The organism is Neisseria sp. P0020.S005, assembly GCF_051957055.1.
GTDB lineage: Bacteria > Pseudomonadota > Gammaproteobacteria > Burkholderiales > Neisseriaceae > Neisseria > Neisseria subflava_A.
Genome location: NZ_JBQCWV010000001.1, coordinates 184,908 through 211,422 on the forward strand (window position 1 = coordinate 184,908; position 26,515 = coordinate 211,422).

Annotated in this window: 20 protein-coding genes and 4 pseudogenes; 16 read left to right on the forward strand and 8 right to left on the reverse strand. The window is 46.8% G+C overall.

Annotated features, from left to right (window positions below; genetic code table 11):
• The first annotated feature begins 180 nt into the window (after positions 1–180).
• A complete protein-coding gene (locus ACTHTU_RS00895) occupies positions 181–492 on the forward strand; it encodes an ArsR/SmtB family transcription factor (RefSeq protein WP_440361464.1) in 312 nt (103 codons plus the stop codon).
• 75 nt (positions 493–567) lie between these two features.
• Positions 568–1,782, forward strand: coding sequence for an NADH:flavin oxidoreductase/NADH oxidase family protein (locus ACTHTU_RS00900; RefSeq protein WP_440361465.1), 1,215 nt, complete (start codon positions 568–570; stop codon positions 1,780–1,782).
• Between the two features lie 261 nt (positions 1,783–2,043).
• On the opposite strand, the gene ACTHTU_RS00905 is transcribed toward ACTHTU_RS00900, so the two are convergent.
• From ACTHTU_RS00905 to cah, 5 genes are all read right to left on the reverse strand, one after another.
• Positions 2,044–2,676: a histidine phosphatase family protein gene (locus ACTHTU_RS00905; RefSeq protein ID WP_440361466.1), complete on the reverse strand. Its 633-nt coding sequence runs from the start codon at positions 2,674–2,676 to the stop codon at positions 2,044–2,046.
• A gap of 90 nt (positions 2,677–2,766) precedes the next feature.
• Entirely contained in the window at positions 2,767–4,710 is a 1,944-nt protein-coding gene (locus tag ACTHTU_RS00910; protein WP_440361467.1) for a PEP/pyruvate-binding domain-containing protein, read from the reverse strand.
• A gap of 165 nt (positions 4,711–4,875) precedes the next feature.
• Positions 4,876–7,428, reverse strand: a complete 2,553-nt coding sequence (locus tag ACTHTU_RS00915; protein ID WP_440361468.1) for a DUF4132 domain-containing protein — start codon at positions 7,426–7,428, stop codon at positions 4,876–4,878.
• A 146-nt stretch (positions 7,429–7,574) separates the two neighbouring features.
• Positions 7,575–7,991, reverse strand: a complete 417-nt coding sequence (locus ACTHTU_RS00920; protein WP_440361469.1) for a hypothetical protein — start codon at positions 7,989–7,991, stop codon at positions 7,575–7,577.
• A gap of 325 nt (positions 7,992–8,316) precedes the next feature.
• Complete coding sequence (gene cah, locus ACTHTU_RS00925) at positions 8,317–9,075, reverse strand: carbonic anhydrase (RefSeq protein WP_440361470.1); 759 nt, start codon at positions 9,073–9,075, stop codon at positions 8,317–8,319.
• 569 nt (positions 9,076–9,644) lie between these two features.
• Here cah and ACTHTU_RS00930 point away from each other — a divergent pair.
• From ACTHTU_RS00930 to ACTHTU_RS00965, 8 genes and pseudogenes are all read left to right on the forward strand, one after another.
• A pseudogene (locus ACTHTU_RS00930) lies at positions 9,645–10,615 on the forward strand (hemagglutinin repeat-containing protein); the annotation flags it as partial.
• 29 nt (positions 10,616–10,644) lie between these two features.
• A complete protein-coding gene (locus tag ACTHTU_RS00935; protein WP_070644753.1) occupies positions 10,645–11,106 on the forward strand; it encodes a hypothetical protein in 462 nt (153 codons plus the stop codon).
• A 242-nt stretch (positions 11,107–11,348) separates the two neighbouring features.
• Positions 11,349–11,852, forward strand: coding sequence for an immunity 42 family protein (locus ACTHTU_RS00940; protein WP_440361471.1), 504 nt, complete (start codon positions 11,349–11,351; stop codon positions 11,850–11,852).
• Positions 11,853–12,105: 253 nt separating this feature from the next.
• Positions 12,106–12,849: pseudogene (locus ACTHTU_RS00945) on the forward strand (hemagglutinin repeat-containing protein); the annotation flags it as partial.
• Positions 12,850–12,887: 38 nt separating this feature from the next.
• The gene (locus ACTHTU_RS00950) at positions 12,888–13,151 is read left to right on the forward strand and encodes a hypothetical protein (RefSeq protein ID WP_440361472.1); all 264 of its coding nucleotides are present in this window, start codon (positions 12,888–12,890) and stop codon (positions 13,149–13,151) included.
• Between the two features lie 10 nt (positions 13,152–13,161).
• Positions 13,162–13,548, forward strand: coding sequence for a DUF596 domain-containing protein (locus ACTHTU_RS00955; protein ID WP_440361473.1), 387 nt, complete (start codon positions 13,162–13,164; stop codon positions 13,546–13,548).
• 27 nt (positions 13,549–13,575) lie between these two features.
• A pseudogene (locus tag ACTHTU_RS00960) lies at positions 13,576–14,568 on the forward strand (hemagglutinin repeat-containing protein); the annotation flags it as partial.
• A 1,979-nt stretch (positions 14,569–16,547) separates the two neighbouring features.
• Positions 16,548–17,207, forward strand: coding sequence for a hypothetical protein (locus ACTHTU_RS00965; RefSeq protein WP_440361474.1), 660 nt, complete (start codon positions 16,548–16,550; stop codon positions 17,205–17,207).
• Positions 17,208–17,266: 59 nt separating this feature from the next.
• Here ACTHTU_RS00965 and ACTHTU_RS00970 read toward each other — a convergent pair whose 3' ends face one another.
• A complete protein-coding gene (locus ACTHTU_RS00970; protein ID WP_440361475.1) occupies positions 17,267–17,572 on the reverse strand; it encodes a replication initiator protein A in 306 nt (101 codons plus the stop codon).
• Between ACTHTU_RS00970 and ACTHTU_RS00975 the strand changes: the two are divergent.
• The 5 genes and pseudogenes from ACTHTU_RS00975 to ACTHTU_RS00995 form a co-directional block, all read left to right on the forward strand.
• A pseudogene (locus ACTHTU_RS00975) lies at positions 17,568–19,967 on the forward strand (hemagglutinin repeat-containing protein); the annotation flags it as partial. The gene ACTHTU_RS00970 and the pseudogene ACTHTU_RS00975 sit on opposite strands and share 5 nt — an antisense overlap.
• A gap of 188 nt (positions 19,968–20,155) precedes the next feature.
• A complete protein-coding gene (locus ACTHTU_RS00980; protein WP_440361476.1) occupies positions 20,156–20,566 on the forward strand; it encodes a hypothetical protein in 411 nt (136 codons plus the stop codon).
• A 348-nt stretch (positions 20,567–20,914) separates the two neighbouring features.
• Positions 20,915–21,046: a hypothetical protein gene (locus ACTHTU_RS00985; RefSeq protein WP_349267089.1), complete on the forward strand. Its 132-nt coding sequence runs from the start codon at positions 20,915–20,917 to the stop codon at positions 21,044–21,046.
• Positions 21,046–21,537 carry a contact-dependent growth inhibition system immunity protein gene (locus ACTHTU_RS00990; protein WP_107792553.1) on the forward strand — a complete coding sequence of 164 codons (492 nt, stop codon included), beginning with the start codon at positions 21,046–21,048 and terminating at the stop codon, positions 21,535–21,537. The genes ACTHTU_RS00985 and ACTHTU_RS00990 overlap by 1 nt, the downstream gene beginning before the upstream one ends.
• A 255-nt stretch (positions 21,538–21,792) precedes the next feature.
• The gene (locus tag ACTHTU_RS00995; protein WP_440361477.1) at positions 21,793–22,257 is read left to right on the forward strand and encodes a hypothetical protein; all 465 of its coding nucleotides are present in this window, start codon (positions 21,793–21,795) and stop codon (positions 22,255–22,257) included.
• A gap of 414 nt (positions 22,258–22,671) precedes the next feature.
• On the opposite strand, the gene nadB is transcribed toward ACTHTU_RS00995, so the two are convergent.
• Positions 22,672–24,180, reverse strand: a complete 1,509-nt coding sequence (nadB, locus tag ACTHTU_RS01000; protein ID WP_440361478.1) for an L-aspartate oxidase — start codon at positions 24,178–24,180, stop codon at positions 22,672–22,674.
• 51 nt (positions 24,181–24,231) lie between these two features.
• On the reverse strand, positions 24,232–25,344 hold the full coding sequence (nadA, locus tag ACTHTU_RS01005) for a quinolinate synthase NadA (protein ID WP_440361479.1): 1,113 nt from the start codon (positions 25,342–25,344) through the stop codon (positions 24,232–24,234).
• Between the two features lie 156 nt (positions 25,345–25,500).
• Between nadA and ACTHTU_RS01010 the strand changes: the two genes are divergently transcribed.
• Positions 25,501–26,439, forward strand: a complete 939-nt coding sequence (locus ACTHTU_RS01010) for an NUDIX hydrolase (protein ID WP_440361480.1) — start codon at positions 25,501–25,503, stop codon at positions 26,437–26,439.
• Positions 26,440–26,515: the final 76 nt, after the last annotated feature.

The window sequence follows — 26,515 nt, forward strand, 5'->3', positions numbered from 1 at the left end:
ATTTGACCGCTCTTTATTACGAAAAGATCGTCTGAAACGGCTTGTAGACTGAGATAATGATTGATGAAAAGCGGTGATTTGTACGCTAAAACCATCTTCTGAAAATCCCCTTTGACATTCTCCATCTTTCCCTTTAAAATGCGTTTAAGTTTTTAAACGTATAAACTCAAGAAACCGAATATGCCACACCAAACCATGAATTTAATGCGCGAGTGCATTCCCATCTTTACCGTGTTGAGCGATGAAAACCGCCATCAAATCCTGCGCGTTCTGTGGGAACACGGCAAGATGAATGTGAATGAGCTGACCGAGCATCTGCATCTGTCGCGCCCTGCGGTGTCGCATCACTTGAAAATCATGCTGCAAGCCGGGGCGGTGGCGGTGGAGCAGGTCGGCAAAGAGCGGTTTTACAGTATTGCCATGGTGGATGCGGTGGCGAGGTTGAAACAGCTTGCCGATTTGATGGCTCAAAATTGCCCGCTTTCAAAATAGGGTTATCCGTTAACCCTTTATTTTTACCCAAATACGTTTACATTTTTAAACTTATAAACTCAAAAGGAAAGAATTATGTTATTTATCCCATTTACTTTTCCAAACGGAAAGACTGCTAAAAACCGTATTTTCAAATCAGCCATGGAAGAACAACTTGCCCAAAACGACCAACCGTCTGAAAAACTTGTCCGCCTATACGACACTTGGGCAAAAGGCGGTGCAGGCGTTTTGGTTACGGGCAATGTGATGGTCGCCGAAAGCGGCAAAGGCTCGATAAACGATGTGGTGATTTCAGACGGCCGCAGCCTTGAGATGCTGAAAAAATGGGCGAAAGCAGGCACGCAGAATGACACGCTGCTCATTATGCAAATCAACCATGCGGGCAAACAGTCGCCTGCGGTGGTCAATAAAACGCCGCTTGCGCCGAGCGCCGTGCCGTTAGTGGGCATGGACGGCTTTATCAACCCGCCGCGCGAATTGACTGCCGATGAAATCAACGGGCTGATTCAGCAATTCGTACAAACCGCGAAAATTGCCGAACAGGCAGGATTTTCAGGCATACAGATTCACGCCGCGCACGGCTATCTCATCAGCCAATTCCTCTCACCGCACCACAACCGCCGCCAAGACCAATGGGGCGGCAGTTTGGAAAACCGTATGCGCTTCCTTTTGGAAACCTACACCGCCATCCGCGCCGCCGTGGGTAAAGATTTCTTGGTAGGCGTAAAACTCAATTCGGCGGACTTCCAAAAAGGCGGTTTTGACGAAAGCGAATCGGTGCAGGTGGTGCAAAAACTGTCAGAAATGGGCATTGATTTTATTGAAGTTTCCGGTGGCAACTACGAAAGCCCGCAAATGCTCGCCGCCAAAGACAGCACCCTCAAACGCGAAGCCTTCTTCATCGATTACGCCGAAAAAGCCCGAGCAGTCAGCCAAGCTCCGCTGATTATTACCGGCGGATTCCGTTCACAAAGCGCAATGGAAGATGCCTTATCCAGTGGCCATTTGGATTTAGTCGGTGTCGCTCGTCCGTTTGCTTTATTCCCTGATTTAGCGAACCAAATGCAAAACGGCACCTACCAAACGGTGCAAACCGACCGCATCAAAACAGGCGTAGCATTCATTGATAAAAAAGCAGGTGCAATGTTGGAAATGAACTGGTATATGACGCAAATGGACTTAATCGGACAAGGCAAACAGCCCAATCCTAAATTGTCGGCGTGGAAAGTATTGCTGAAAACTTTGTGGGAAAACGGCAAAGCCGGTTTAAATACTGGCAGATCTTTATAGGGTAAGCAGGGATTTGAAGGAGGATTAAATTTTAAAATTTAACCGTATTTAAAAGTATGAATATAAATAAGTTGATACTAAAAAACCGTTTGAATCTTTAAGTTCAAACGGTTTTTTAGAATTTACGGTAGAGACATTAATACAGAAAAGACCTTGTTTTAGTTGAGATTTAAAATAAAAAATAATGAGTAGATTTAAAACGAGCGTATTGGGGCTTGAGCTAACAGTGTGTCGATGTGTGAATTAGGTAATAGATTGTGATCATTGTAAATGAGCTACATCGTTAAGCTGCTCAATATGAAAACCGCTTTCACTATCGTATTTCACAATACTGATCGAAGTATTCAACAATGACACGGATTTACCCTCATCACGATGGTTTTCCCAAGTCGCTCCGCCTAGTAAGGATAATAAAAGCCGCAAGGTGTGGCCATGCGATACCACTAAAATATTGGCTCCCGATTGATGTACTTTAATGATATCGTAAAGGGCGGCCATTGCACGTACTGCTAATTGTTCAAAGGTTTCGCCACCATTGCTTAATGCTTTATAAGCTGCCGGGTCATTGGTCAGTTGTTTGAATTCGGTAAGCTTCCGCAAGTCAGCGAACTGCATACTTTCCCAACTTCCAAATGATTGCTCATTTAGTCCACAGTGCTGAAAAAGAGGGATGGGACGCTGGCCGATAATATGGCCAGCCGTATCAATGGCACGTTGTAAAATGCTGGAATAAGCAGCGGTAAATTCTACTTGTTGTAGCGCTACGCCGGTTTTTAGAGCTCCTGCAATCCCTTGTTCGGTCAGTGGTGAATTGCCGGATCCCTGCAAAAGCCCTTGTTCGTTCCATTGGGTACGGCCATGGCGAATAAAATAAAAAGTGAGCTGTTTTGACATCATAGTTCCTTGGAGATCGGGAAGTATAGGGTATAACTAATTCATGATGCAAAGGCCGTCTGAAACGATAATTTCAGACGGCCTTTTACTTTAACGTGTGCCGTTTAGATACGGTCGTGCTTGGAGGATAACAAGCTTACCATTGTCAAACGCCCATTCGATATCCTGCTCGCCATTGGCAAATAGCTGTTTGATTTGTTGGCCGGTTTGGTCAAGGCGACGTATTTGTTCTTGATTCATCACGTTACCACTGGGTACAGGCACCTCCCGTACTCCACCGTTTTTATCCAGTTGCAGCGCTGTGGTTTCATTAGAGGAGCTGAGACGTTGTACAGAATCATTGCGACGGTTATAGACTACCTGTTCGGCTACCCGTTTGCCCTCAACGACACGAATACCCAACCCGCGTTTGGCGGCAATGTAGTCGCTATTTTTCTGAGCGGCATCATAGGGATTGATGGTAACCAATACGCCGGAGAGATCTGCATTGATGCTTTGTTGCACAAAGACACTCATTGTCACGCTATCGTGAGGCAATCCGGCAATACGGCGGGCTTCATATGCGCTGTAATTGAAAACGGAAGCCCAAGATTGCTTCACTGCTTTGGCTAACGCGTTTTCATCGATAACATTTGGCACGGTGGTGTACAGCCCTGCGCCGCTGAAATTGGGTAGGTCTTCGGAATTAGAGGAGCTGCGGACAAACACGCCTTTGCTGTTTAATTGATTGCGCCATTGTTCAGCCCATCTGTGTTTCCATTCTGACGGGATTTCGGCATCGGTAATTTTTTTCTGCAGTGAGAGTAAGGCAGTGCGGCGCTTGCGGTTGTCTCCATCACTTTGTGTTTCGATTTGTGCCAGTGTTGTCGCGTTAATACCCAGCCTATCCATCATGGCTTGATAGTAGGCAAACGGAATACAGAATCCGTCAGGTACATTACTACCTTTAATATGGGCGCGGATATGGCCGAGGTTGGCAGCCTTACTGCCGCAGTAACGACTGTCATCACGGCGCAGGTTTGCCAAAGCCCGAAGGCTGTAATCGGAAACATCAGGTTGGGGCAGGGTAAGGCCGTCTGAAAAGCTTTTGCTGGTAGTGTTTCGGTTGGTTTGGACAATTCGGTATTGTTTAGCAGTCGCTTCAAATTCGATATGACGACCAATATATGGGGCTAGAATTTTTTCTGCGTCTTTAAGGTAAATATTGGGAATACCCCAACCGCGTACCAGTACATTCACATGGGACAATGCGGTGGATGGTTTCTCACTGATAATCCCCGCCACAGGTGGCAGCTCTAGGGGAACCTCTTTCAAAATAATAATATCGTTGGCACCGACATTATAAAGATCATCTTCTTTGGCAATAACGCGTAATGTTCCTATCGCTTTGCCTTGGTTTAGAGGCAGGTAGGGGAAATTTTTAATCAAACTTTCTTGGGTAATAAAAGGAACTTTGCTTTGTTCGGCAACGGTTTCCTGCCATAAAGAATTGGTTTTATAACGCAACGGAGCGTAGAAACTGTCTTTCAGACGGCCTGCCGCCAATCTCAACAATTCAGGCGTGATTTTGTCTCCTTCCCAAAACTCATAAACATATTCCTGAGTACTATTCTGCCAACTGATCGTACCAAACAGATAACGCCGATTAGGACTACGGTATTGTTGATTCAATTCAGTTTTTGACAGCATGGGTTTCGAGATAGTAGCCAGATAATGCTCATGCAGCCGGAATTTGGGAGTATTGATATAGTCAGTACGGTTATCGTCTTCACGATCGATGAGGAAAAGGATATGAGGAATTTCATATTCACTACCTTGCTCATAGATACGCGAAAGTAAGTCAAAATCGGCTTGGCTTTTGATTGCAGATAACGCAGGAACTTGTGTTTTAACTGGAGTGACTGCAGTTTGACGCTTTTCAGACTCGTAATAAGAAGGCTTACGCGCCGTTGGTGCAGCCGTGTCGGCTGTCTCAGCTTCAGGACGGCAGGCTGAAAGTAAAAGCAATATTGGGAGGCAAAAAGCAGGTTTCATGATGTTATCGGTTATCTAAATCAGATGAAAAGTAATATAGTTATGGTACAAATATGTATTGTGTTCTTTCCGTAGGGAGGACATGTGCTGCCTACGCGTCTTGTGTTCCCAAACAGCCTGAAACCGCAAGGATGGAGGCATTTGCGTTTTTCAGGCTATCCCAATTTACCGCTGAATCTGCGAGGTAATCGTGCTGTCGGTAATCTTGTCGTCTTCCGCCAGCAGCATGGCTTTGGAGAGGATGACCGAGAGCGTGTTGTCGCCTTCAAACGGAATAAACAGCTTGTCGGATGCGTCTTTTTTGCGGCTGTCGGGTACGATGCAGAGGTATTGGTCGTCCGGCAGCATTAGGATGTTGCTGCTGCCGATGTGGATTTTGTAGGTGCGCAGCTTGCCCTGCACGACGAGGAAATTGCCGTCTATGTGGGCAACCTTGGCGATTTTCAGGCGCGGCAGTAGGGTTTCCAGCACGGCTTTGCGGGTTTTGGCGACTTCGCCCAAGTCACCGAAGGAATAGCTTTGCCAGTAGCTGTAAAAACGCGCCTCTCCACCGTTGTCTTCCCAGGTTGGGTCATTACCTACGCTGGCCACGCCCACAAACAAATCCACGTCGCGCAACACTTCGGAAAACACGCGCGGCGGAATATCAATTAAGTCCAGCGCGGTGGCATGGTAATCGTCGTCCAACCGGTGAAAGCGCACTTGGTCGGTACTGACATACTGCCAGATATAGCTTTCAGTCCATGCTTCTTCGCTGTCCACCGCGTTTGCCCAAAATTGGGCGCGTAGGTTGTATTCGGGCAAATCCAACGATACGGTTGCGTCGTCGCTACCGTCCCACGCACCGGCCAGCGAGCCCCTCCAGCCGCGTCCTTTGGCAAGCGTCATGTATTGGTGTTGTTTCAGGATGTGGGCGGCAAAACGGTTGCTGTATGTTTTGGTGTTGATTTCGGCTTCGGTGAGCAGATAGATTTCACGGTATGCCTGTTTCAGCGGCTGGCGGATTTCTTTGTCCTGCAGCAGTTTGCGCCACCGGGCGATGCTTTGCTGAGTGGCAAGCGCGGGATGCCACAAGCAGACTTGCAGGCAGTTTGAAACATCGGTTTGCGCTCCCGTTTCGTCCACCCATGTTCCGTCCAACCACAGTGCAGCGTGACCCTGTGTGTCGTTTTCGTCGCGGAAAAATTGCCATATTAGCGGGCGTGTGAGGCAGGACATCAGCCCGTGTTGCCAGTAATACTGTTCGGCGTGTTCCAGCGGTACGTGGTGTTCGGAGCGCATCATTTGGTCCAAGCGGTCGCGTTGCGTGGTGAGCGTGGTGTTGAGGTTTTTTTGTGCGGCTTTAATCTTTTTCAGTTTGTCGGCGTAGTCGGTTTTCACGAAGGCGGGCATGGTTTTCTGCGGCGAACCGTCGGGTTTGAACCAGCGCAGTTCGGATTTTCCTACGCCCGTAACCGCCAGACGGCAAGTGTAGCCGCCGAAGCCGTAGTCGCAGCAGCCTTCCTGCAAGCCGAAATCATCCACCGCCATATCTTCGATTTCGTTGCGGGATACACCCCGCTGTGCGGCGGCTTCGTCCAGATAGTTGGCAATCGCGTTCTGCGCGTTGCTGAACTTAATCCGCAGGCGCAGGCGTGAGAGGCAGGCGATGCCGTCCAGCCCTTTGGAGCGGAACAGCGCGTAGAAACAGGCGTTGCCCACGGAAGCATAGCGCGCCCCGAGATTGGGGATTTTGTCGTATGAATGCAGAGCAAGTTGGGTAAGGGCGGACAGGGTGGCGCTGTCGTGGAAATGGCTGCACATCCACACCAGCCCTTTGAGCACGGTTTGGTTGATGCTGCAAATGGGCAGGACATGGGTATCGTAGCTGTATGTTCCGTGCGTAACGGTTTCGATCTGCACTTCGCTGCCGCGGACAAATTCTATCCAGCCGTGCAGCATTTTTTTGAACCTGTCCGCACCCAACGCATCGATCAGCGTTTTGGATTCTTTCAGGTATTTTTCGCTTGGCTTGCCTGCATTGGCGGATAGGGCAAGCGCAATGATTTTGCTCCATATGTCCTGCTGTTCCGGTGGCAGCACGGCAAGTTGCGGATTGGCGTATCGGGCAAACTCGTCGTCTTGGGCGGGGAAGCAGGCTTCGGCGGAACCGCCTGCCAGTTCTGCCAGGGCGGCAAGGTTGGCGGTAGCGGCTTTCTTGTCCCATAGGTTTTCCGCAAAGACGCGGTAACGGTCGCAGGCGTTTTTCAGGCCGTCTGAAAGCGTTTCGCTCGGATTTGGAAACTGTTTTTTGATTTGGTTTATCAGATATTTGAGTGGATAGTAATCTGCCTCCCGCTTGGACAGCCCGTTATCGTCAAGCATGGCGGCAAAAATACGCTGCACATCCTGCTCCGTCATCGGCAACGTTTTACGCGCCAGAGCCATCGCTACTGCTACACGGATGGTGCCGTAATTGTGTATCCTGTCCTCGCCTTTGTTTTTAAAAATTTTATTCCGTCCCCAGCCGCGTATCAAATCAATGCAGTGGATCAGCAAATCGACGCGGTATCCGGGTGCGGCTTTCTCCACTTCGGCAAAACTAGGGCAGAGCTTCAGGTTTATCGTGTCGTATTCGTGTGAACGGCTTTGGAGCCATTCTTTTTCCAGTGTGTTGAGAAGCTGATTGAACTTGGCACGGTGGCTGTCGGAAATCTGCACGGTTTGGTTTTGGCTCATAGGACTGTCCTTGCGTATCAATGTGTTGGTTATTTCGCTGCAAAGGTGGATAACATCGGTAAGGGTTTTCTTGTCCGCACTATTCAGGCTGTATGGGGCATCTTCTACAAAGGTGAGGTAGCGTTGCGCGGCGGTTTTCAGGCTGCTTATCCGCCTACTAGCGGCGTGAGTTTGATGAAATTGACGACCAGCCCGTCATGCAGGCACACCATATCGTCCAGCGTTTCCAGTTGGCGATTGTCGGCAAGGATGAAAAACGAATTTTGCTCAAAAGCTTTCAAAGCGACGGCGATTTGCTTTTCCACGTCCACAGGTTGTGGGTGCGTGCCTTTTTTGCCGTGCGCTTCCCGAATCACGATGTTGCCGCGATCGGTGGGGATAACGAGGCTGTGGCGTAGCAGGACATCGGCGGCGCGGTTGTTGTAGGCGTCAACTTCCTGCCGCACGCGTTCGGCAATCAGCTCCGCTGCGCTGATGTGCTTGGTTCTAAATTTTAAAAACAGCTCATGCAATACTTTGCCGGCGAGATTTTGGTCTTGGATCGTGATGGTAGCTGCGATCATGGATGACTCCTCCAAACATAAAACAGACAAATCATACTGTTTTTTGATCGTTTCAGACAGGCTGAAAACAAAGTAGCCTTCACGTTGATAGATGCGAGTGCAGGTTGCCCTTTACATTTTAGTTCTGTAGGAACTTTGTGAGACCTTTGCAAAATTCCCCAAATCCCCTAAATGTCTTCATGGGAATTTTGCAAAGGTCTCGACTTGAGTTGAAACTCAAGCCGATGACTTTGTTCAGGAAATATTGTGATGAAGAGCGAAAAAAGGTCGTCTGAAAAACCAAATTTAGGTTTTCAGACGACCTTTTCATTTACGGCTTTACTGTTTATTCGATGACAACGCGCGCGTTAAGCGGCTGGATGGGGCGGTTGTTATGCGAGCCGATGGCGCGGGTAAATTTTTCTGCCTGCGCCTGATCGATGTGGTCGTAGGTTTTCAACAGCAGCCACGATACGCCTTCGCTGCACGGCGGCGTGGTCAGCGAACCGGCAAAGCGGTAGTATTTCAGTCGTTTCGGCAGCAGGGTGCTGGCGTCGAAAGCTTTGTCAAGGTTTACCTTTCCTTCCTTCATCGGCATCACGTTCCATATCGGAGCCAGACGGTCGTTGGTTTTGCCAGGTTCGTACAATACTGCCAATACCAAAGGCTGGCGGTTTTCGTCTAAGTGGACGAAGTGGGCTTCCATCGGGAAGGTGCGGCCTTTGATTTGGTTTTCACTGGGTACGTGGAAATGGAATTGTTTCAGGGTGTAGGTACGTCCGTTCACGCTGAGGGTATTGCCACCTGCCGGGTAGTTGACTTGGATGGTGTGGCCGTTGTTTTCCACGTTAACCGCGCTCGGCTTGTAATCGACTTTGATGGCGGGCAGTCTGCCGGAGACGGTTTCGGTAATGTTGACGGGGGATTGGTTTTTGCCTGTAGAGCATAAACGGAACTCTTCAGAAAGCTCGCCCCAGCTTTCGGGGGAGTCGTGTCCGGTGTAACCCCAATGTGTGTGGTTTCCGTGTGCAGCTGCGGAGAATGCTGCGAAGGTGGACAGAAGGAAGACAGTCAGACGAGGCAACGTACGGGTCAAGCAGGGCATTGCAATATCCTTTCTATAAGGAGGAGGGAAAAGCATTGCGGTGTGCATGTGGGATATTGTTATTTTTTATTAAACCATAGCCACATTAAATCGTCAGGTCAAGCCTTCTTTGGGTAATTAATTTAAGGCTATGAAGTTAAAGCGAATTCATTTTTTTCCAAACGATATTATCGTTTAGAAAATTGATAATAATTTGAAATAGAAAACTTCCGTTTTTCACACCTTAAAAATTTAAGGAAGCCGACTCATGAAAAAGGTCGTCTAAAAAACTAAATTCAGGTTTTTTCAGACGACCTTTTTGCCTTGCCTGACAAGGGTTATTTGTGCAGCCCGCATTCTTTGCTGCCCTTGCTTTCCCACCACTAGCAAGCCGTAGCCCATATGAAACCTAAACTCAACAAGGATGTGTGAGAAATGCACGTATGCGGTTCTCAAGGTTTGAGCTAAGAGGCCGTCTGAAAAAAGAAAAAACGTTTCAGACGTCCTTTCTTTCGACAAGTTGCCACAGCAATCAGAAAAAGTAGCCTGCATCACCTTATGCACTGAAACCGCCCAATCAAACTTAGTTCGACAAATATGCCAATGATCTCAAGCGCGAAGTTGAAAAACGCGAAGGCAGAAAAATCAGCAGCCAAGAAGCCGCGATGAGAATCCGCAGGCAGATACTGCGCTGGGTGGATAAAGGTTCCCAAGACGGCTATACCGACCAAACGGTTATTTCCACAATCGGCATGAAAGGCGAAGACAAAGCCTTGGGTTATACTTGGGACTACCGCAACTACGGCGCAAGAAATCCGCAAGCCTACAACGATCCGAAGCTGTTTGAGGAATACCGCCGACAGGACAAACCCGAATACCGCAACCTGACCTGGTTGCACAGCGGGACGAAAGACACCAAAATCAGGCAGGAAGAGCGGAAAAACGAAGAGCTTGCGCTGAACGTTACCGACTGGCTGACGAGCTTTGTCAACCCCAATCCGAGGGTAAAAGCCCCGATTCTTGCAGGCATCCGTAATCTGGGAAACATCAAGCCGACCGTTACCGGCAGTGATCCCTTATTGGCAGGGGTCGGGAATATCCGTATTCCTGCAAATGGCAATGTTGCGAAGGGGGACAGGATTCCGGATACGGCATTGGCGTCGAAGAGTCATCAAAAGAATGATTTTGGTACGTCTAAAGGACAGGGGGCAGGGTCTTCTATACCTGTCCCTCAAGCTATCTCAATAAAAATTAAAAATCCAGATAAAACGATTAGTGAAACTACTTATAAATCTAATCCTAAACATACTCCTGGTCAGTTAGGGTTTAAGTTTGATGCTGGTATTGAGCCAAAGAATTCAGTTCAATTAATTGAAAGTTCAGTACAAATTGGTAAACAGCGATTTGCAATTGATGATAAAGGACATATTCATCGTTATATGGGGGCGATAGGAAAAATGAACCTTGGCATTGGGCTGGTTCTACATCCGATAAGAAGAATCCCTTGTCCTTAACAAGTCAACAAAAAGCAGGAATTAAAAAAGCATACCCCGAGCAATAAAAGAATAAGTTATTAAAATAAGGATTTATATGAATATTATTATGGATTCAACAAGAAAATTTGGGATTTTATGGGAAAAAAACTCTGAATGTAATGGTTTTATTTATGGAAAAATTCAGATAATAATAGGAGAGAATATATATCCTAAGATATGCCCATATGAGTATTTTACACTAAATACAGTTTTTAATAGTTTGAAATCATCCTTTGAAGAGAAGTATTATGCAGGTGGAAACAATGGTTTGGATTTTGGAGAGCAACTATTTGATATAGATAAATATAATTCTCTGGAATTATGCAATATATTTTCTATTGATACTGCATATATGAGTGGAGGGAGTAATTGTGAAATAGATTGTTTAGTATTAGAAATGGGATATGCTGGTGAGGAAGAGAGACTTTTTTATAGTTTTGATAATGGGAAAAACTTTAAAGAAATCAGGTATAAGAAAGGTACAGTTGAATCTGTTATTTTTCAATTGAATCTATAATATATTTTAGCAAACTATAGCCTTCACGAATTCTTCGCGTTTTTTGCAGGTGTCCACAATCTGAAAAACATAAAGTTGACTGTTACCGGCAGCAATCCTTTACTGGTTGGTGCTGATAACAACAGGAATTTGTATCACTGGGCAGGAACCTTAAACAGGAATAGAATTGATAAACTTAATATCCAACTGCATAGGAAATTGGGTATTCCTGGAAAATAAATTTTATTCAAGGAGTGTTCTAAATGATTTTTGGGGATCCATATAAATTTGCAATTTGGATTGAGGAGATAGATGAATGGAGTTCAGAAAATTTTTCCGAAGGGATTTTTACATTTTTTGTGAATGGAGACATGATTCCTCAAGAACTACCAAATACGTCTACTTTTTTACCAAATTCTTTGCGTAACATACAACAGTTTATTTCAATAATTGATAATCTAGAGTGTCCTAATTTATTTAACTTAGACTATTGTAATGCATATATTTTTTTGAACGATGCTGTTCATTATCGTAATATGAAATTATCAGAAGAAGAATCTTATTTATATTGGAAATACTGTATAACAGAATATATTGATAACCCTGAAGAAAAAGATAATATTTGGTATTTATCCGATAAGTATAATGAAAAATTGTTATATTTAAATAATAATATTATTAAGGAATCAGTATTTAAAAAAGGATATATAAAAAATATTATGGAAAAAATAATTATTAAATATGATTATATTTTAAATGATAATTAATGAAATTTATCTCACATAAAATCTATGTTTAAGGATGCATCAAACATGTGTTCTTTAATATTTTCTAGAGCTGTTAGGACTATAAAGCCAACAGCAAGCCGTGTCCCATATGAAACCTAAACTCAATACGTAGGATGTGCGGAACGCACATATGCAGTTCTCAAGGTTTGAGCCAAGAGGCTGTCTGAAACAACAAATACGGTTTCAGACGACCTTTCTTTCAACAAGCCACCACAGCAATCAGACAAAAGCGACCCGCCGCCACACCCATGTCGGCAGCACGGCCGGCAAAACGATTATCCGAAGCGGCGGGGATACCACCCTCAAAGGTGCGCAGCTCATCGGCAAAGGCGTACAGGCAGATACGCGTAACCTGCATATAGAAAGTGTACAAGATAGCGAAACCTATCAGGGCAAACAACAAAACGCCGGTGCCCAAGTGACCGTAGGCTACGGATTCAGTGCAAGCGGCAGTTACAGCCAAAGCAAAATCAACGCCGAACACCGAAGCATCAGCGCACAAAGCGGTATTTCCGCCGGAGAAGACGGCTATCAAATCAAGGTCGGAAACCACACCGACCTCAAAGGCGGCATCATCACGTCTAGCCAAAGCGCAGAAGACAAAGGCAAAAACCGCTTTCAGACGGCCACCCTCACCCATAGTGACATTCAAAACCACAGCCGCTACGAAGGCGAAAGTTTCGGCTTAGGTGCCAGCGTTGCCGTAAGCGGCAAAACGCTGGGGCAGAGCGCACAAAATAAACCTCAAGACAAACACCTGACAAGCGTAGCGGATAAAAACAGCGCAAGTTCATCAGTGGGTTATGGCAGCGACAGCGACAGTCAAAGCAGCATCACGAAAAGCGGCATCAACACCCAAAACATTCAAATCACAGACGAAGCCGCACAAATCCGGCTGACAGGCAAAACAGCGGCACAAACCAAAGCTGAAATTGATACAAACGTAACCACAGACACCGCCGAACGACATTCAGGAAAACGATCAGACCAAATTCATCTGCCAGCAAAAATGGAATGCCGATATATTCTAAAGTAAGTAGAAGAGAAATATTTGATTTGTATGAAAAATATTCAGGTCAGAGGCTTGATTTTAGGAATATTCCGAATAAAGGGCAATTATCTTCTACGACTATTACATCAGGACCTTGGAAAGGAACGACCATCATTTTAAGAAATTTTTCAACTAGCCGAGAACAAACTGGAGCAAAATGGACAATTGAGTTTAGGAATCGACCTGCTTCAGTACGTGGGCAAAGATTAGAGTTAAAATTTAGATAAAGGTTACGTTATGAATGCGAAGATAAAATATAATCTTTTAGAATATTGTGAATATTTAGGTAGTATTTTTGGTGTTTATAAAAATTATTTAAATATGGATATCAAAGATCCAAATTTAAAAATTAAATTTTTTGATTTTTTGGAAGAACTTTTATCAGATGGTGTTATTGAATTATGCGATTATCGTGAAAATCCTCCAAAAATATTAACTGGTTCGCCAAAAACACAGGTAGATGAATTAAGAAGAATTTGGCCAGATATGGAAGAGATGTTGCTATATTTTCCAGATAATCCTTGGTTTTATGTAGAGCATTTTTGGTGGGGAGCAACTTGCCCTATTGAACTGACACAATTGCCTAAAATAGAAATTTACGAAGAACAAATGAAACAAGCTTAAAGCCAGCGTAACCAGCCTGTATGACAAGGTGCAGGCGAACAATCCAATATCAACATCACGGGCTCAGATGTTTCAGGTAAAGCAGGAACCGGCCTGATTGCCGATAAGCAAATCCATCTGCAATCCGCCGAACAAAGCAACACCGAACGCAGCCAAAACAAATCAGCAGGCTGGAACGCAGGTGCTGCCGTATCATTCGGACAAGGGGGCTGGTCATTAGGCTTTACCGCAGGCGGCAATGTCGGCAAAGGCTACGGCAATGGCGATAGTGTAACCCACCGCCATAGCCATATTGGCGACAAAGGCAGCCAAACCCTTATCCAAAGCGGCACCACCATCCTCAAAGGTGCGCAGCTCATCGGCAAAGGCGTACAGGCAGATACGCGCAACCTGCATATAGAAAGTGTTCAAGATACTGAAACCTATCAGAGCAAACAGCAAAACGGCAACGTCCAAGTTACCGTCGGTTACGGATTCAGTGCAGGCGGCAGTTACAGCCAAAGCAAAATCAAAGCAGACCATGCCTCCGTAACCGAGCAAAGCGGTATTTATGCCGGAGAAGACGGCTATCAAATCAAGGTCGGAAACCATACAGACCTCAAAGGCGGCATCATCACGTCTAGCCAAAGCGCAGAAGACGAAGGCAAAAACCGCTTTCAGACGGCCACCCTCACTGCCAGCGACATTCAAAACCACAGCCGCTACAAAGGCGAAAGTTTCGGATTGGGTGCCAGCGTTGCCGTAAGCGGCAAAACACTGGGACAGGGAGCACAAAATAAGCCTCAAAACAAACACCTGACAAGCGTGGCCGATAAAAACGGCGCAAGTTCATCAGTAGGCTACGGCAGCGATAGCGACAGTCAAAGCAACATCACAAAAAGCGGCATCAACACCCGCAACATCATCCTCACCGATGAGGCAGGACAGCTCGCCAAAACAGGCTACGGCACAGACAAAGCCGCGCAACTAGCGTACACCGACATCCGCACCGAGGATGCCGGCCAACAATCAGGCAGCCTGAAAAACCGATTTGATGCGGACAAAGTGCAAAGCGAGCTGGATTTGCAGCGCAATGTCTCACAACAATTTGCCCCCGTTGCCGCTCAAACTGTTGCATGGACAGCAGATAAACTGGGCAATATACAGAACTACGAGCGCATTCAAATCGCCAAAGCAAATTTACAAGAGCAATTAAAAGACGCGCAAAACCCTGAGCAAATTGCCCAACTGCAACAACAAATCGTCCTTGCAGACCAATACCTATCCGACCATCAAACAGAGTATAACACATGGAAGGAAGGCGGATTAGGGCGAGCTGCGCTCCACGCAGGGGTAGGAGCACTCTTAACAGGTGATGCACAAGGCGCAGTAGGAGCAGGCACCTCATCGCTAGCAGCACCCTATTTAAACCAAGTAGGCGACAAATTTGGTGGCGCAGGGCAATTACTGGCAGACACCCTAGGAGGCGCAGCGATTGGTACGCTGACGGGTGGAAGCACGGGTGCGGCGGTTGCGGGGGCGAATGCGGATTGGTTTAATCGCCAGTTGCATCCTGATGAAGTGAAGTGGTTACACAGTAAAGATACACTACAAAAATATATTAACTATTTAAAAAACAAAGGATTAAATTTAACTCCCCGAGAGGCTCAAATTCAGCTAGACCGCGCAGCTGCCGCGATGGTGGACAGCGAATGGGCAATACTGCATGGACGCAATGAACTTGCAGAACAGTTTTTATCTCAAAACACATCTAGATTTCATTATCTAGATAATTTTGGTGCAAGTCATCAATTCTTTACAGCTACTAATCGTGAATATTTAGATCAAGACCGAAATTTAAAAACATTATTTAGTACCTATACCGATAAAAACAAAAACGAAATAAATAAATTCTTGCATAGTATTCAGATTGAAAACCGTAATGCCTCAACGGATTTTAGAAGAGGGATGGAACAAGGCTATAAAGATAGCAGTAACGATGCACATAATGATCCAAAGATAATTGGGAAAGGCATAATTTCCTTGCCGAGATACGTCTATGATTCGTCTACCAGTGATGAAGTGGGTCCACTAGACGATCAACAAATGGAGACTAACCGTATAGCCCTGCTACGTTTACAAGGGAGAGATTACGATGCAGGTAGAATATATGAATACAATCATGCAACCCAACAACGGTTAATGTGGTATCAATTGCCAGTAATGGAGCTAGCAGGACGTATCCCTAGTAAATTGGCTAACAAATATAAACTGTACCGCGCAGGTAAGTTATCTGCTGCACAACTGGCAGCAGAGATAAAAAAACAAGCACCAATTGTTCCAAATGGAAAAGCATTTGATTTTACCAGTGGAACGTTGATACCTAATCAAACCGTTAAGCTCACACAGGCACAGAATCTGTCTAATGGGACAACCCTGCCGGCAGGGACAATTGCACTACTAACAGGCAAGGGAGTGGAAGCAACTTTGCCTAATGGTACAAAGATTAGTTATGTTGGGGTAACTGAGCAAAGGGCGTTGCCAGCGCCACGTAGTCCATCATTAAGTAGTTCGTTAAATGGTTTATCCAAAGAAGACCAAGTAGTCATTAATCATTTAGCAAAAGGCGGTACCGTATTAACTTCCAACCAAAGACCAGCAATTGCGAGAACTGCAAGGGATAGGGCAGTTAATCCTATACCAACAGAAGCAAAAAATCTAAAAGGGAGAACTATTGGTAAAACTTTAACACAAAACCAAGCTGTACAAGCTGATGCAATTTATTTAAGAAATTTAGGTGCGACAGATATTAGGATTAATCAGCAACAGGTTAAACAAGTTAATGGAAATCTTTGTCGCGTAGGAATATGTCGCCCAGATTTGCAAGCAACCCTTCGATCAGGTAAAAGGGTGTATATTGAGTACGATCGAAGCACTTCATCGCGCGGAATACCACACGCAGATAGAATATTCAGCAATGATAAAGATGCTATTGTTATTTTAAGGACGTTAGATTGATTATGAATAACCCACAGTTTTTTTTACAAGATTATAAACCTCATACAACTCATTTGTGTTTCTTTAAAATTCCATTTAATGAGATGGTGTTACGCCTTGAGCAAAGATTACAAGAGCTTGGTTTGATATGGGGGTGGACGGTAACTCACCAAAAACTATCTGATGAACTCAGTTTGTCAGATAAAATTAAAATGTTAGAGCCTTGTGTGATTTTACATGACAAAAATCTTATTTTGGAGACCGTTTCTGATTGGTGTGTCTATATGGAAAATGGGCCTTTAGGTACAGAGGTATTTAACCAACCCGGTTATTTATCCGAAACATGGGGGGTAGAGAATATCAGCTTATATCTTTCTCCAAATTTTAAGAAAGATGAATTTGGTGCAGTTATGTTTCATTGGCAGAATGGCGCACATAAAATTTCAGAATATGAAGTAGAAAGTAGAACGATTATGGTGCATAAAGAAACCAGTAAAACAACTTTTGAACAAAGCGGAAAACCTTTTGTATTTGAGGATTTAGCTAGTTATGAAAAAAGAATCAAAAAGGAGCGATTAACGGTTGATATGGTTGCTGAATATTGCAAACATTTTAATATTGATTTGTTTAACTTGGATTTTTATAAAGGACGTGCAGCATTATTTACAACCCATAAAAAATAGGTGCTTTAAAAAACACATTTAGGCAGCTTGAAAAACCTCAATTTATGCTTTCAGGCTGCCTATGGTGATTTTTTGAGAAATTTAGACAAATCCCGATTTCGCACTTTCAACATATCTTTCTTATCATCATAAGTCAGTCGGTAATCGGGTAAATCATTGCTGACTACCAACTCCTTAATCGCCTGCCTAAAACGGCGCAGCGTTGCCATGCTGCCCGATTTTCTATGCAGTATTTCCAGAGAAATGTGCCATTCATTTTGCTTCCCGCAATGTTTGGCACATAGCTCATAAATGCGTCTATCCAGCAGTTTACGCAGCCTGAAATAATCTGCCGATATGGTTTTAACCTGTGCCGAACAAACCACCTACCGCCACAGCCATGTCGGCAGCGCAGGCAGTCCCACCGTTATTGTGAGCGGTGGCGACACCAACATCAAAGGCGCACAAGTAACAGGCAAAGGCATCACCGTACGCGCCACCAACTTCAATATAGAAAGCCTACAAGACACCGCCGACTACCGCAGCCGCCAACAAAACATCAACGCCCAAGTAACTGTAGGCTATGGCGCATCCGCCTCAGGCGATTACAGCCAAAGCAAAATCAACGCCGAACACCGCAGCGTGAGCGAACAAAGCGGATTGTTTGCGGGTGATGATGGCTTTGATGTGCAAGTAGGCGGGCACACCCGGCTAACAGGCGGCATCATCACGTCTGGCCAAAGCGCAGAAGACGAAGGCAAAAACCGCTTTCAGACGGCCACCCTCACCCATAGCGACATTCAAAACTACAGCCGATACGAAGGCGAAAGTTTTGGATTGGGTGCCAACGTTGCCGTAAGCGGCAAAACACTGGGGCAGAGCGCACAAAATAAGCCTCAAGACAAACACCTGACAAGCGTAGCCGATAAAAACGGCGCAAGTTCATCAGTAGGCTACGGCAGCGACGGAGACAGCAAAAACAGCACCACCCGCAGCGGCATCAACACCCGCAACATACACATCACCGACAAAGCGGGACAACTTGCCCGAACAGGCAGGACTACCAAAGAAACCGAAGCGCGTATCTACACCGGCATCGACACCGAAACTGCGGATCAACACTCAGGCCGTCTGAAAAACAGCTTCGACAAAGACGCGGTGGCCAAAGAAATCAACCTGCAAAGGGAAGTAACACAGGAGTTCGGCAAAAACGCCGCCCAAACCACAGCAGCCGTTTCCGACAAACTCGGCAATACCCAAAGTTACGAACGGTATCAGGCAGCCAAAACCCTGCTGGAGGCCAAACTGCAAAATACGGACAGCGAAGCCGAAAAAGCCGCTATCCGCACATCCCTCGGTCAAGTAAACGCCTACCTTGCCGAAAACCAAAGCCGCTACGACACCTGGAAAGAAGGCGGCATAGGCAGGAGTATCCTGCACGGAGCGGCAGGCGGACTGACGACGGGCAACCTCGGCGGCATACTGGCCGGCGGCGGCACTTCCCTTGCCGCACCGTATTTGGACAAAGCGGCGGAAAACCTCGGCCCGGCGGGCAAAGCGGCGGTCAACGCACTGGGCGGGGCGGCCATCGGCTATGCGGCGGGCGGGAATGTCGGCACGGCGGCAGTAGGGGCGAATGTCGATTGGAACAATAGGCAGCTGCATCCGAAAGAAACACAAATCCTTAACAAACTGTCAAAAGGTAAATCGGCTGAAGAACAGTACCGCCTAAAAGCCGCTGCATGTGCATTAACCCGGTGCGCGGAAGGCGTACCTGACTTCGATCCTCTTTATAAGGGACTGAAAAACCTCCAAGATGCCGGTAAACAGTTTGTGGCGGAAAAAAATATATTGATGCGGACGGGTGCATTTGAATATGGAAACTGGAATAGACTGAACGATATACGCAGCAGTTACGACCGGGCTGCCACCAAAATTAAGGGGGCGGGCAATATGGGATTGGGTGCAACGACTGTTGTCGGTTCGGGTGCTGCAGGCGTAGGTCTGTGCAGTACCGGGCTTGGCTGTGTTGGCGGTGGACTTATTGCGGCGACAGGTATGACCGGTGGTTATACGCAGGCCTCAGAAGGAAGCCGGCAATTGTTTGAAACCTATCAGTCCGATTTTGGTAAAAAAGTTGTCCTATCTTTGGGTACACCAATAGAATACGAATCGCCGTTAGTATCTGATGCGAAAAATCTAGCTATATGGGGATTGGAAACGCTGATTACACGCAAATTGGGAAAGATTACCAATCCGAGCACACCAGAAAATCCACGTATCAAACAGATTAACGATCTTAGTCAAGAGGTCTCGTTCAAAAGCAGCGTTCTTATAAACAATCAGAAAGTCGAATTAACGCAGCAGCAAGTATTGTCCAATGGAAAAATATTACCTGTAGGAACAATTGCGAAATTAGATAAGAACGGTGTAGTAGCAACTTTTCCGGATGGAAAAACTGTTAGATATGCCGGAGTAACCGAACAAAAAGCGTTGCCTAAGCCCGATAGCTCTGTACCGAAGATAAGACCTAATGGTACAGTAGAGCTGTTTACAGACAGCAAAGGGGTACAAATACCTGGAGCAGTAGGAGTTAGCCCATCAGATCCGATGGCTGTTGCAAGAGATGCACGCTTTATGCCCAATATACCGACAGGCAGTCAGGCGAGAGTTATCGCAAATAATCCTTATATCCCTAAACCAGCAGGGAAATTTACAATAATGGATTATCTTCCTGAAGCAGCACGTATTACAAAAAAGGGGGGGAGAAATTGTGATTAATGGCACAGTAACCAATAAATATCTAAGAGGAATTCCAAATGAAACAGAACTGGCCCGAATGGGATTAAGGTTAAAATATAATGGTCCGTTAAAGGAGGAGTTTAAACAACTGAAATTTCAGAAGAGTGATGGAAGCGACTTGAACTCAACAGTCCTTAAAACCATTGTTTTTGAAAAGGTAAAATAATATGACAACTTATACTATTCCAAGAAAAGATTATCAATTTCTGTATATATATGAGGGCACTCTATTAAACTATACTTTGAAAAACGATGAATTTCATATTATCGTCAATTGTGTGGATTATCCGGACTTTCCTCAAGAGATCCCTATGCCCAATTATTCAGACTGGGTAAAAATTAAATTCAAGCAGTTCAGCTATCTGAAATTTATCTATGGATACGCTACGGAGAACCAAGATATAAATATCGATAATACCTTGGAGCTTGGAGAATTAAAGCAGGATGATGAAATCTGGGATTATGGAGGTACGCTGGAATTGATAGGCGGTAGGTATGATCTTCCGACCGGTTTTATCATAGATATAGTTTGCCGGGAAATAGAGTTAGAATTCTTAGATCAGGAGAGTTTCAATTAAACAAGCAGTAGCTTGTCATGCTGCGCAAGCAGCCTTTTGGAAGCTCTTGACAAGGCTGGTTGGGCATATGTGCTTTATCACTTAATATTACTTGACAAAAGGATGTGTGCAGAACGCACGCATGCGGTTCTCAGGGTTTGAGCTAAGAGGCCGTCTGAAACAATAACTACGGTTTCAGACGGCCTTTCTTTCAACAAGCCGCCACAGCAATCAGACAAAAGCAGTCCACCGCCACACCCATGTCGGCAGCACGGCTAGCAAAACCATTATCCGAAGCGGTGTAGACACAACTCTAAGACGGCAAATTTTGAACATCATAGCCTTTCGGGTATGACATTAGGGGCCGACATGATCAAACAGCGCGAAATCCATCTGGCCATACCCGCACAAACTAATAAGGAGCAAAGATTGCAGTTACAACGTGTGGTAGAGTATGGCAAAAATCGAAACATTACAGTCAAAATTACGGAGATCAAATAATGATTTTTAAACAGGACCAAAATTATTGGGCAGTTTTTTATGCTAATGAAGAAGCTCTGATTGTTCAAACATGTTCAGGCTTGGGGTTAACGGCAATAGACCACCTATATCCGCCTCATATCCTGCCATTGGATACCGACAATGGAACTTTAGGCACGACAGTCTTACAAGCATTGGCGAACAGCAGGACGTTAGACAACGAAGCTGAACGTATTGATTTTTTAAAACAGGAAAGTTTTAAACCACGTTATGAGGATTGGGTTGCCAATCTATGCGGGAACTTGGGCTATAAAACCAGACGCGCCCTATTTAAAAACATGATGAGCGTGGATATTTGGCTGCACAACGGCTGCCTGAAAATCAGCCCGAGCCGCCATGTCAAGCTGGAAGCGTGGGATGCCATTGATGCAGATAATGTAATTTTATCATTGGATAACAGTCCTGAAGAAATCGGAGCAGGTTTAAAGTTGGCATTGAGCCGCTGCCGATAATATTTGACAAAAGGTCGTCTGAAAGCTGGAAACTTTTTTCAGACGATCTTTTTTATCACACTCAAGGCCAGCGTGCGTACCGCACACACCTTACCTGCATAGGTTTAATGCGGGCTACGGCTTGCTTGGAAGGATACGTGAATTAAAATTTAAAAAAGTTGACTTTCCCGTTCCTAATACTAATTGGAAAAATTCTATTGATGTCTTGAATGAATCAGGTAATGTTAATAGACCTCGTTATAGGAGTAAATAAAAATGGCAATTTGGAATTATCGGTACTACCTTATCCCATCAGCTGCTATCAGAAATAAATTTAATGCAAATAAAGATATCATACTTGATGAGTATCGATCTAATGGTTTTCAGAATTTTAATGAGAATAAAAGTTTTGAAAATTACTTTATCAATAATGATTTTATATTATTATCAATAATAAATGAAGCAAAAAAAAAGCTTAAATCGAAAGAGTCTTGGGATAAAGATGCAATCATGTTTTGTGATAATTTTGGTAATAGTCTTACCGTTTGGCCAGATGATATAGAGTGTGAACTTGATTTAAGATTTGATTATACTAAATTTATTCAGAAAACCATTGACTGGGCAATAAAATATAATTGTCTACTTGTAATAGGAAAAACAGGAAATGTAGTTTCCCCTAATATAAATAATCTAATGTATGAAATAAAAGCATATTTGGAAAGCAAGCCGTGGCCCATATGAAACCTAAACTCAACAAGTAGGATGTGTGCGGAACGCACGCATGCGGTTCTCACGGTTTGAGCCAAGAGGCCGTCTGAAAACAGAAAAACCGTTTCAGACGGCCTTTATTTAATGTGCCGATCTTGTGCGGGCTATAAAGCGCAGTTGTCCAAAAAGGTATATTAATAGGCAAATACAAAAAGGAGGCGAAGTCAATTTTACTACCTTCAAACATTTTCAATTTGGAGTATTGCCATGGTAATTAATTATCAAGAAGCAAAGAAAATCGCAGTATCTTTTTTCAGTCAAATAGAGCAAGAAATGGGAATTTCATTGTTAATAGTTGAATCTCATGTATGAGAAAATGATGATAGGTGGTTTTCCCATATGGGGGAAATAAGGAAGAGGGGTATTTTGCAAAGGTCTCTATCAGTTTTAACAATCACTATTAAAATGCGCGCCAATGTTCTGTCTCCGCCTGTATGCGGCTTGGGCGACGGCGAGGCTGCATTCGAGTAGGTTGCGGTTTTCGTATTCGGATGCGGTGTATGGCTCGGCTTGGTTTTGCTTCCAAAACTGCAGTTGGGCGATGGTGCGGCGTAGGTCGGTATCGTTGCGTATGATGCCCAGATGGCGTTGGTTGAAAGCTTGCAGGGTGGGGCGGCTGAATACGTTTTGGAGGCCGTCTGAAAAGATGTCTGTTTCGGCGGGGGGGCTTTCAGACGGCCTTTGGAATGGTTCGGTTTGGAACGCTTGTCCGTCCGCGATGGTTTGGGCGGCAAGCCTGGCGGTCACGACGCATTCTAGCAGGGAGTTGCTGGCAAGGCGGTTGGCTCCGTGCAGCCCTGTGCAGGCGGTTTCGCCTAAGGCGTAGAGCTGCGGCAGGGAGGTTCTGCCACAGGGGTCGGTTTGGATGCCGCCGCAGGTGTAGTGTTGCACGGGGCGGACGGGGATGGCTTGGTGCGTGATGTCCAAACCGCATTGGGACAGGCAGTGCCGATGGATGGACGGGAAATGCCGGCGGACAAATTCTTCAGGTTGATGGCTGATATCGAGTGAGACGAAGTCTTGCGTTTGCTTGGCGATTTCGGCGGCGATGGCGCGGGCAACGATGTCGCGCGGCGCAAGTTCGGCGCGGCGGTCGTAATTCGGCATAAACCGTTCGCCCGATTGGTTGGTCAGGATGCCGCCTTCGCCGCGCACGGCTTCGGAAATCAGGAAGGTGCGTCCGTTTTCAGACGACCTTGCCAAGCCTGTGGGGTGGAATTGGATAAATTCGAGGTTTTCGACTGCGCAGCCTGCGCGTATCGCCATGGCGATGGCGTCGCCCGTGCATTCGGGCGGCGTGGTGGTGGCGGCGTAAATCTGCCCCAAGCCGCCGCCTGCGAGTACGGTGTGGCGGGCGCGGATGCTGTAGGTTTCTTGCGTTCGGCGGTCGAGGACGGTCAGTCCGCACGCTGAGCCCGATTCGGTTTGAACATCCAACGCCATCTGCCGCTCGCAAACGCGGATATTCGGGCGGTGGCGTATTTGGGCAATCAGGCTCTGCATGACTGCTTCGCCCGTGTAGTCGGCGATGTGGGCGATTCGGCGGCAGGTATGCCCGCCTTCGCGCGTCAGGTGCAGACCGTCAGGATTCCGGTCGAACGCCACGCCCTGCGCCAGCAGCCATTCGATTGCCGGTTTGCCCTGCGACAGGATGGCGCGGACGGCGGCTTCGTCGCATAAACCTGCGCCCGCTTCCAAAGTATCGGCAACGTGTTTTTCGATGTCGTCCTCTCCCGACCAGGCCGCCGCAATCCCGCCTTGCGCATGACGGCTGGCGGTGTCGTCCAGCCGGTTTTTGCACAAAATGACGATGCGGAACGATTCAGGCAGCGACAGGGCGAGCGTCAGTGCCGCCAGCCCGTTTCCGGCAATCAATACGTCGCAATCGGTTTGCATGGTGTTGTCCTTGTTTGAGGGGTCGTCTGAAACGGCAATATGGACGGCAAATCAGGCGGGGCCCATGCCGTTGAACACATCTTTTTTCTTCAGTCCTGCCGCGAAGTCAAGCATACGCTGCAAAGGCAGTTTGGCGGCTTCACCCAGCTTTCTGTCCAACAGGATTTCGTTGTGTCCGCTTGTCAGGGCGTATTTGATACCGCCCAGCGAATTCATCGCCATCCACGGGCAGAACGCGCAGCTTTTGCAGCTTCCGCCGTTGCCCGCCGTCGGTGCGGCGATAAACTCTTTATCGGGCGCCTGCTTTTGCATTTCGTGCAGGATGCCCAGATCAGTCGCCACGATGAATTTTTTTTCGGGACGCGATACGGCGGCTTTGAGCAGTTTGCTGGTCGAGCCGACCACGTCGCCCAGTTCGATGACGCTTTGCGGCGATTCGGGATGAACCAGCACCACCGCGTCGGGGTGTTCCGCCTTCAATGCCGCCAGTTCCTGCCCTTTGAATTCGTTATGGACGATGCACGAACCCTGCCACAGCAGCATATCCGCACCCGTTTCGCGGCGGATGTAGTCGCCGAGGTGGCGGTCAGGCCCCCAAATCAGCTTCTCGCCGCGCGATTTCAGATACGACACGATTTCCAACGCTACCGAAGACGTTACCACCCAGTCGGCACGCGCTTTCACGGCGGCGGAAGTGTTGGCGTACACCACCACCGTGCGGTCGGGGTGTTGGTCGCAAAACGCCGAAAACGCCTCTTCCGGGCAACCCAAATCCAAAGAACATTCCGCCTCCAAATCAGGCATCAGCACCGTTTTTTCAGGGCAGAGGATTTTCGCGCTCTCGCCCATGAAGCGCACGCCCGCCACCACCAGCGTATCGGCTTCGTGTTCCGCGCCGAAGCGTGCCATTTCCAGCGAATCGCCCACGCATCCGCCTGTTTCCAAAGCCAAATCCTGAATCAGCGGATCAACATAATAATGCGCCACCAAGACTGCGTTTTTTTGCTTCAGCAAGGCCTTGATTTCGTCTTTCAGACGACCTGCCGTCTCGCGGTCGGGCGTGTCGGCAACCTTCGCCCACGCCTGACGGATTTGGCAGGCAGAAGTCGGCGTTTGGATGAGGGGCATATCGTAATCGAACGAGCGGCGGGCGGCGGTTTGCATGAGACTTCCTTATGGCTGGTTTTTCAGACGGCATAAAGATTTGCCGTTTATATTTTGAAATATTTTTATATTATGCTCAACTTGAGTATAATATGCAAGGTCGTCTGAAAACCGCTTTGGTTTACAATAAGGTTTTCTCTTGAATGAAAGCCACGCATGGATGCCTATCCTGAAACAGCAGCCAATACGCAAAGTATCGTCGAGCTGGTTCCTGTACTGATCGCCATTACAAACGGCAGCTTGAGGGTTTTGACAGTTGCCAAAGGAGAGCTATTACCCAATGGCCTGCTTGCACCGCTTCGCCACTCTCTGCAAGCAGGAGTCAGGATGTGGGTCGCCAAGCAGACATCTCAGCCCATGGGCTATGTGGAACAGCTTTATACGTTTGTTGATACGCGCCGCCAAAACGAACAAGGCCTGCCTGTCTTATACGTCAGCTATCTAGGGCTGGTGCGCGAGGCGGCCGACAGCATCCTGCACCCGGATGCGAAATGGCAGGACTGCTACGGCTATTTTCCGTGGGAAGATTTGCGTACCGACGGCGGGCAGCGCGACGCCATCGTCAGCCGCCTGCGCATTTGGGCAAACTCGGCGGACACGGAGGAAGTGCGCCAAAAGCGGCTCAAGCGCATTCATTTGTGTTGGGGGGTCGAGCCGGAAAACTGGTCGGAAGAATACGTTTTGCAACGCTATGAAATGCTGTATGAAAGCGGCCTGATAGCGGAAGCCGCCGAGCCGCAGGCAAACTTCGACTTCGCGCTCACGGGGCAGCCCATGCGCCACGACCACCGCCGCGTGTTGGCGACCGCTCTGTCCCGCCTACGCGCCAAAATCAAATACCGCCCCGTGATTTTTGAACTGATGCCGCCCGAATTTACACTGCTGCAACTGCAAAACAGCGTCGAAGCCATCAGCGGCAGATTGCTGCACAAGCAAAACTTCCGCCGCCAGATTCAGCAGCAAAACCTTATCGAGCCGTCGGATACCGGCGTATCGGGCAGCAAAGGCCGTCCCGCGCAGCTTTACCGCTTCCGCGACGACGTCCTGCCCGACAGGCTGATTTCGGACATTGGACTGCCGCTGGGCAGCCGTTAGCCCGTTTTCAGACGACCTATAGTGGATTAACAAAAATCAGGACAAGGCGACGAAGCCGCAGACAGTACAGATAGTA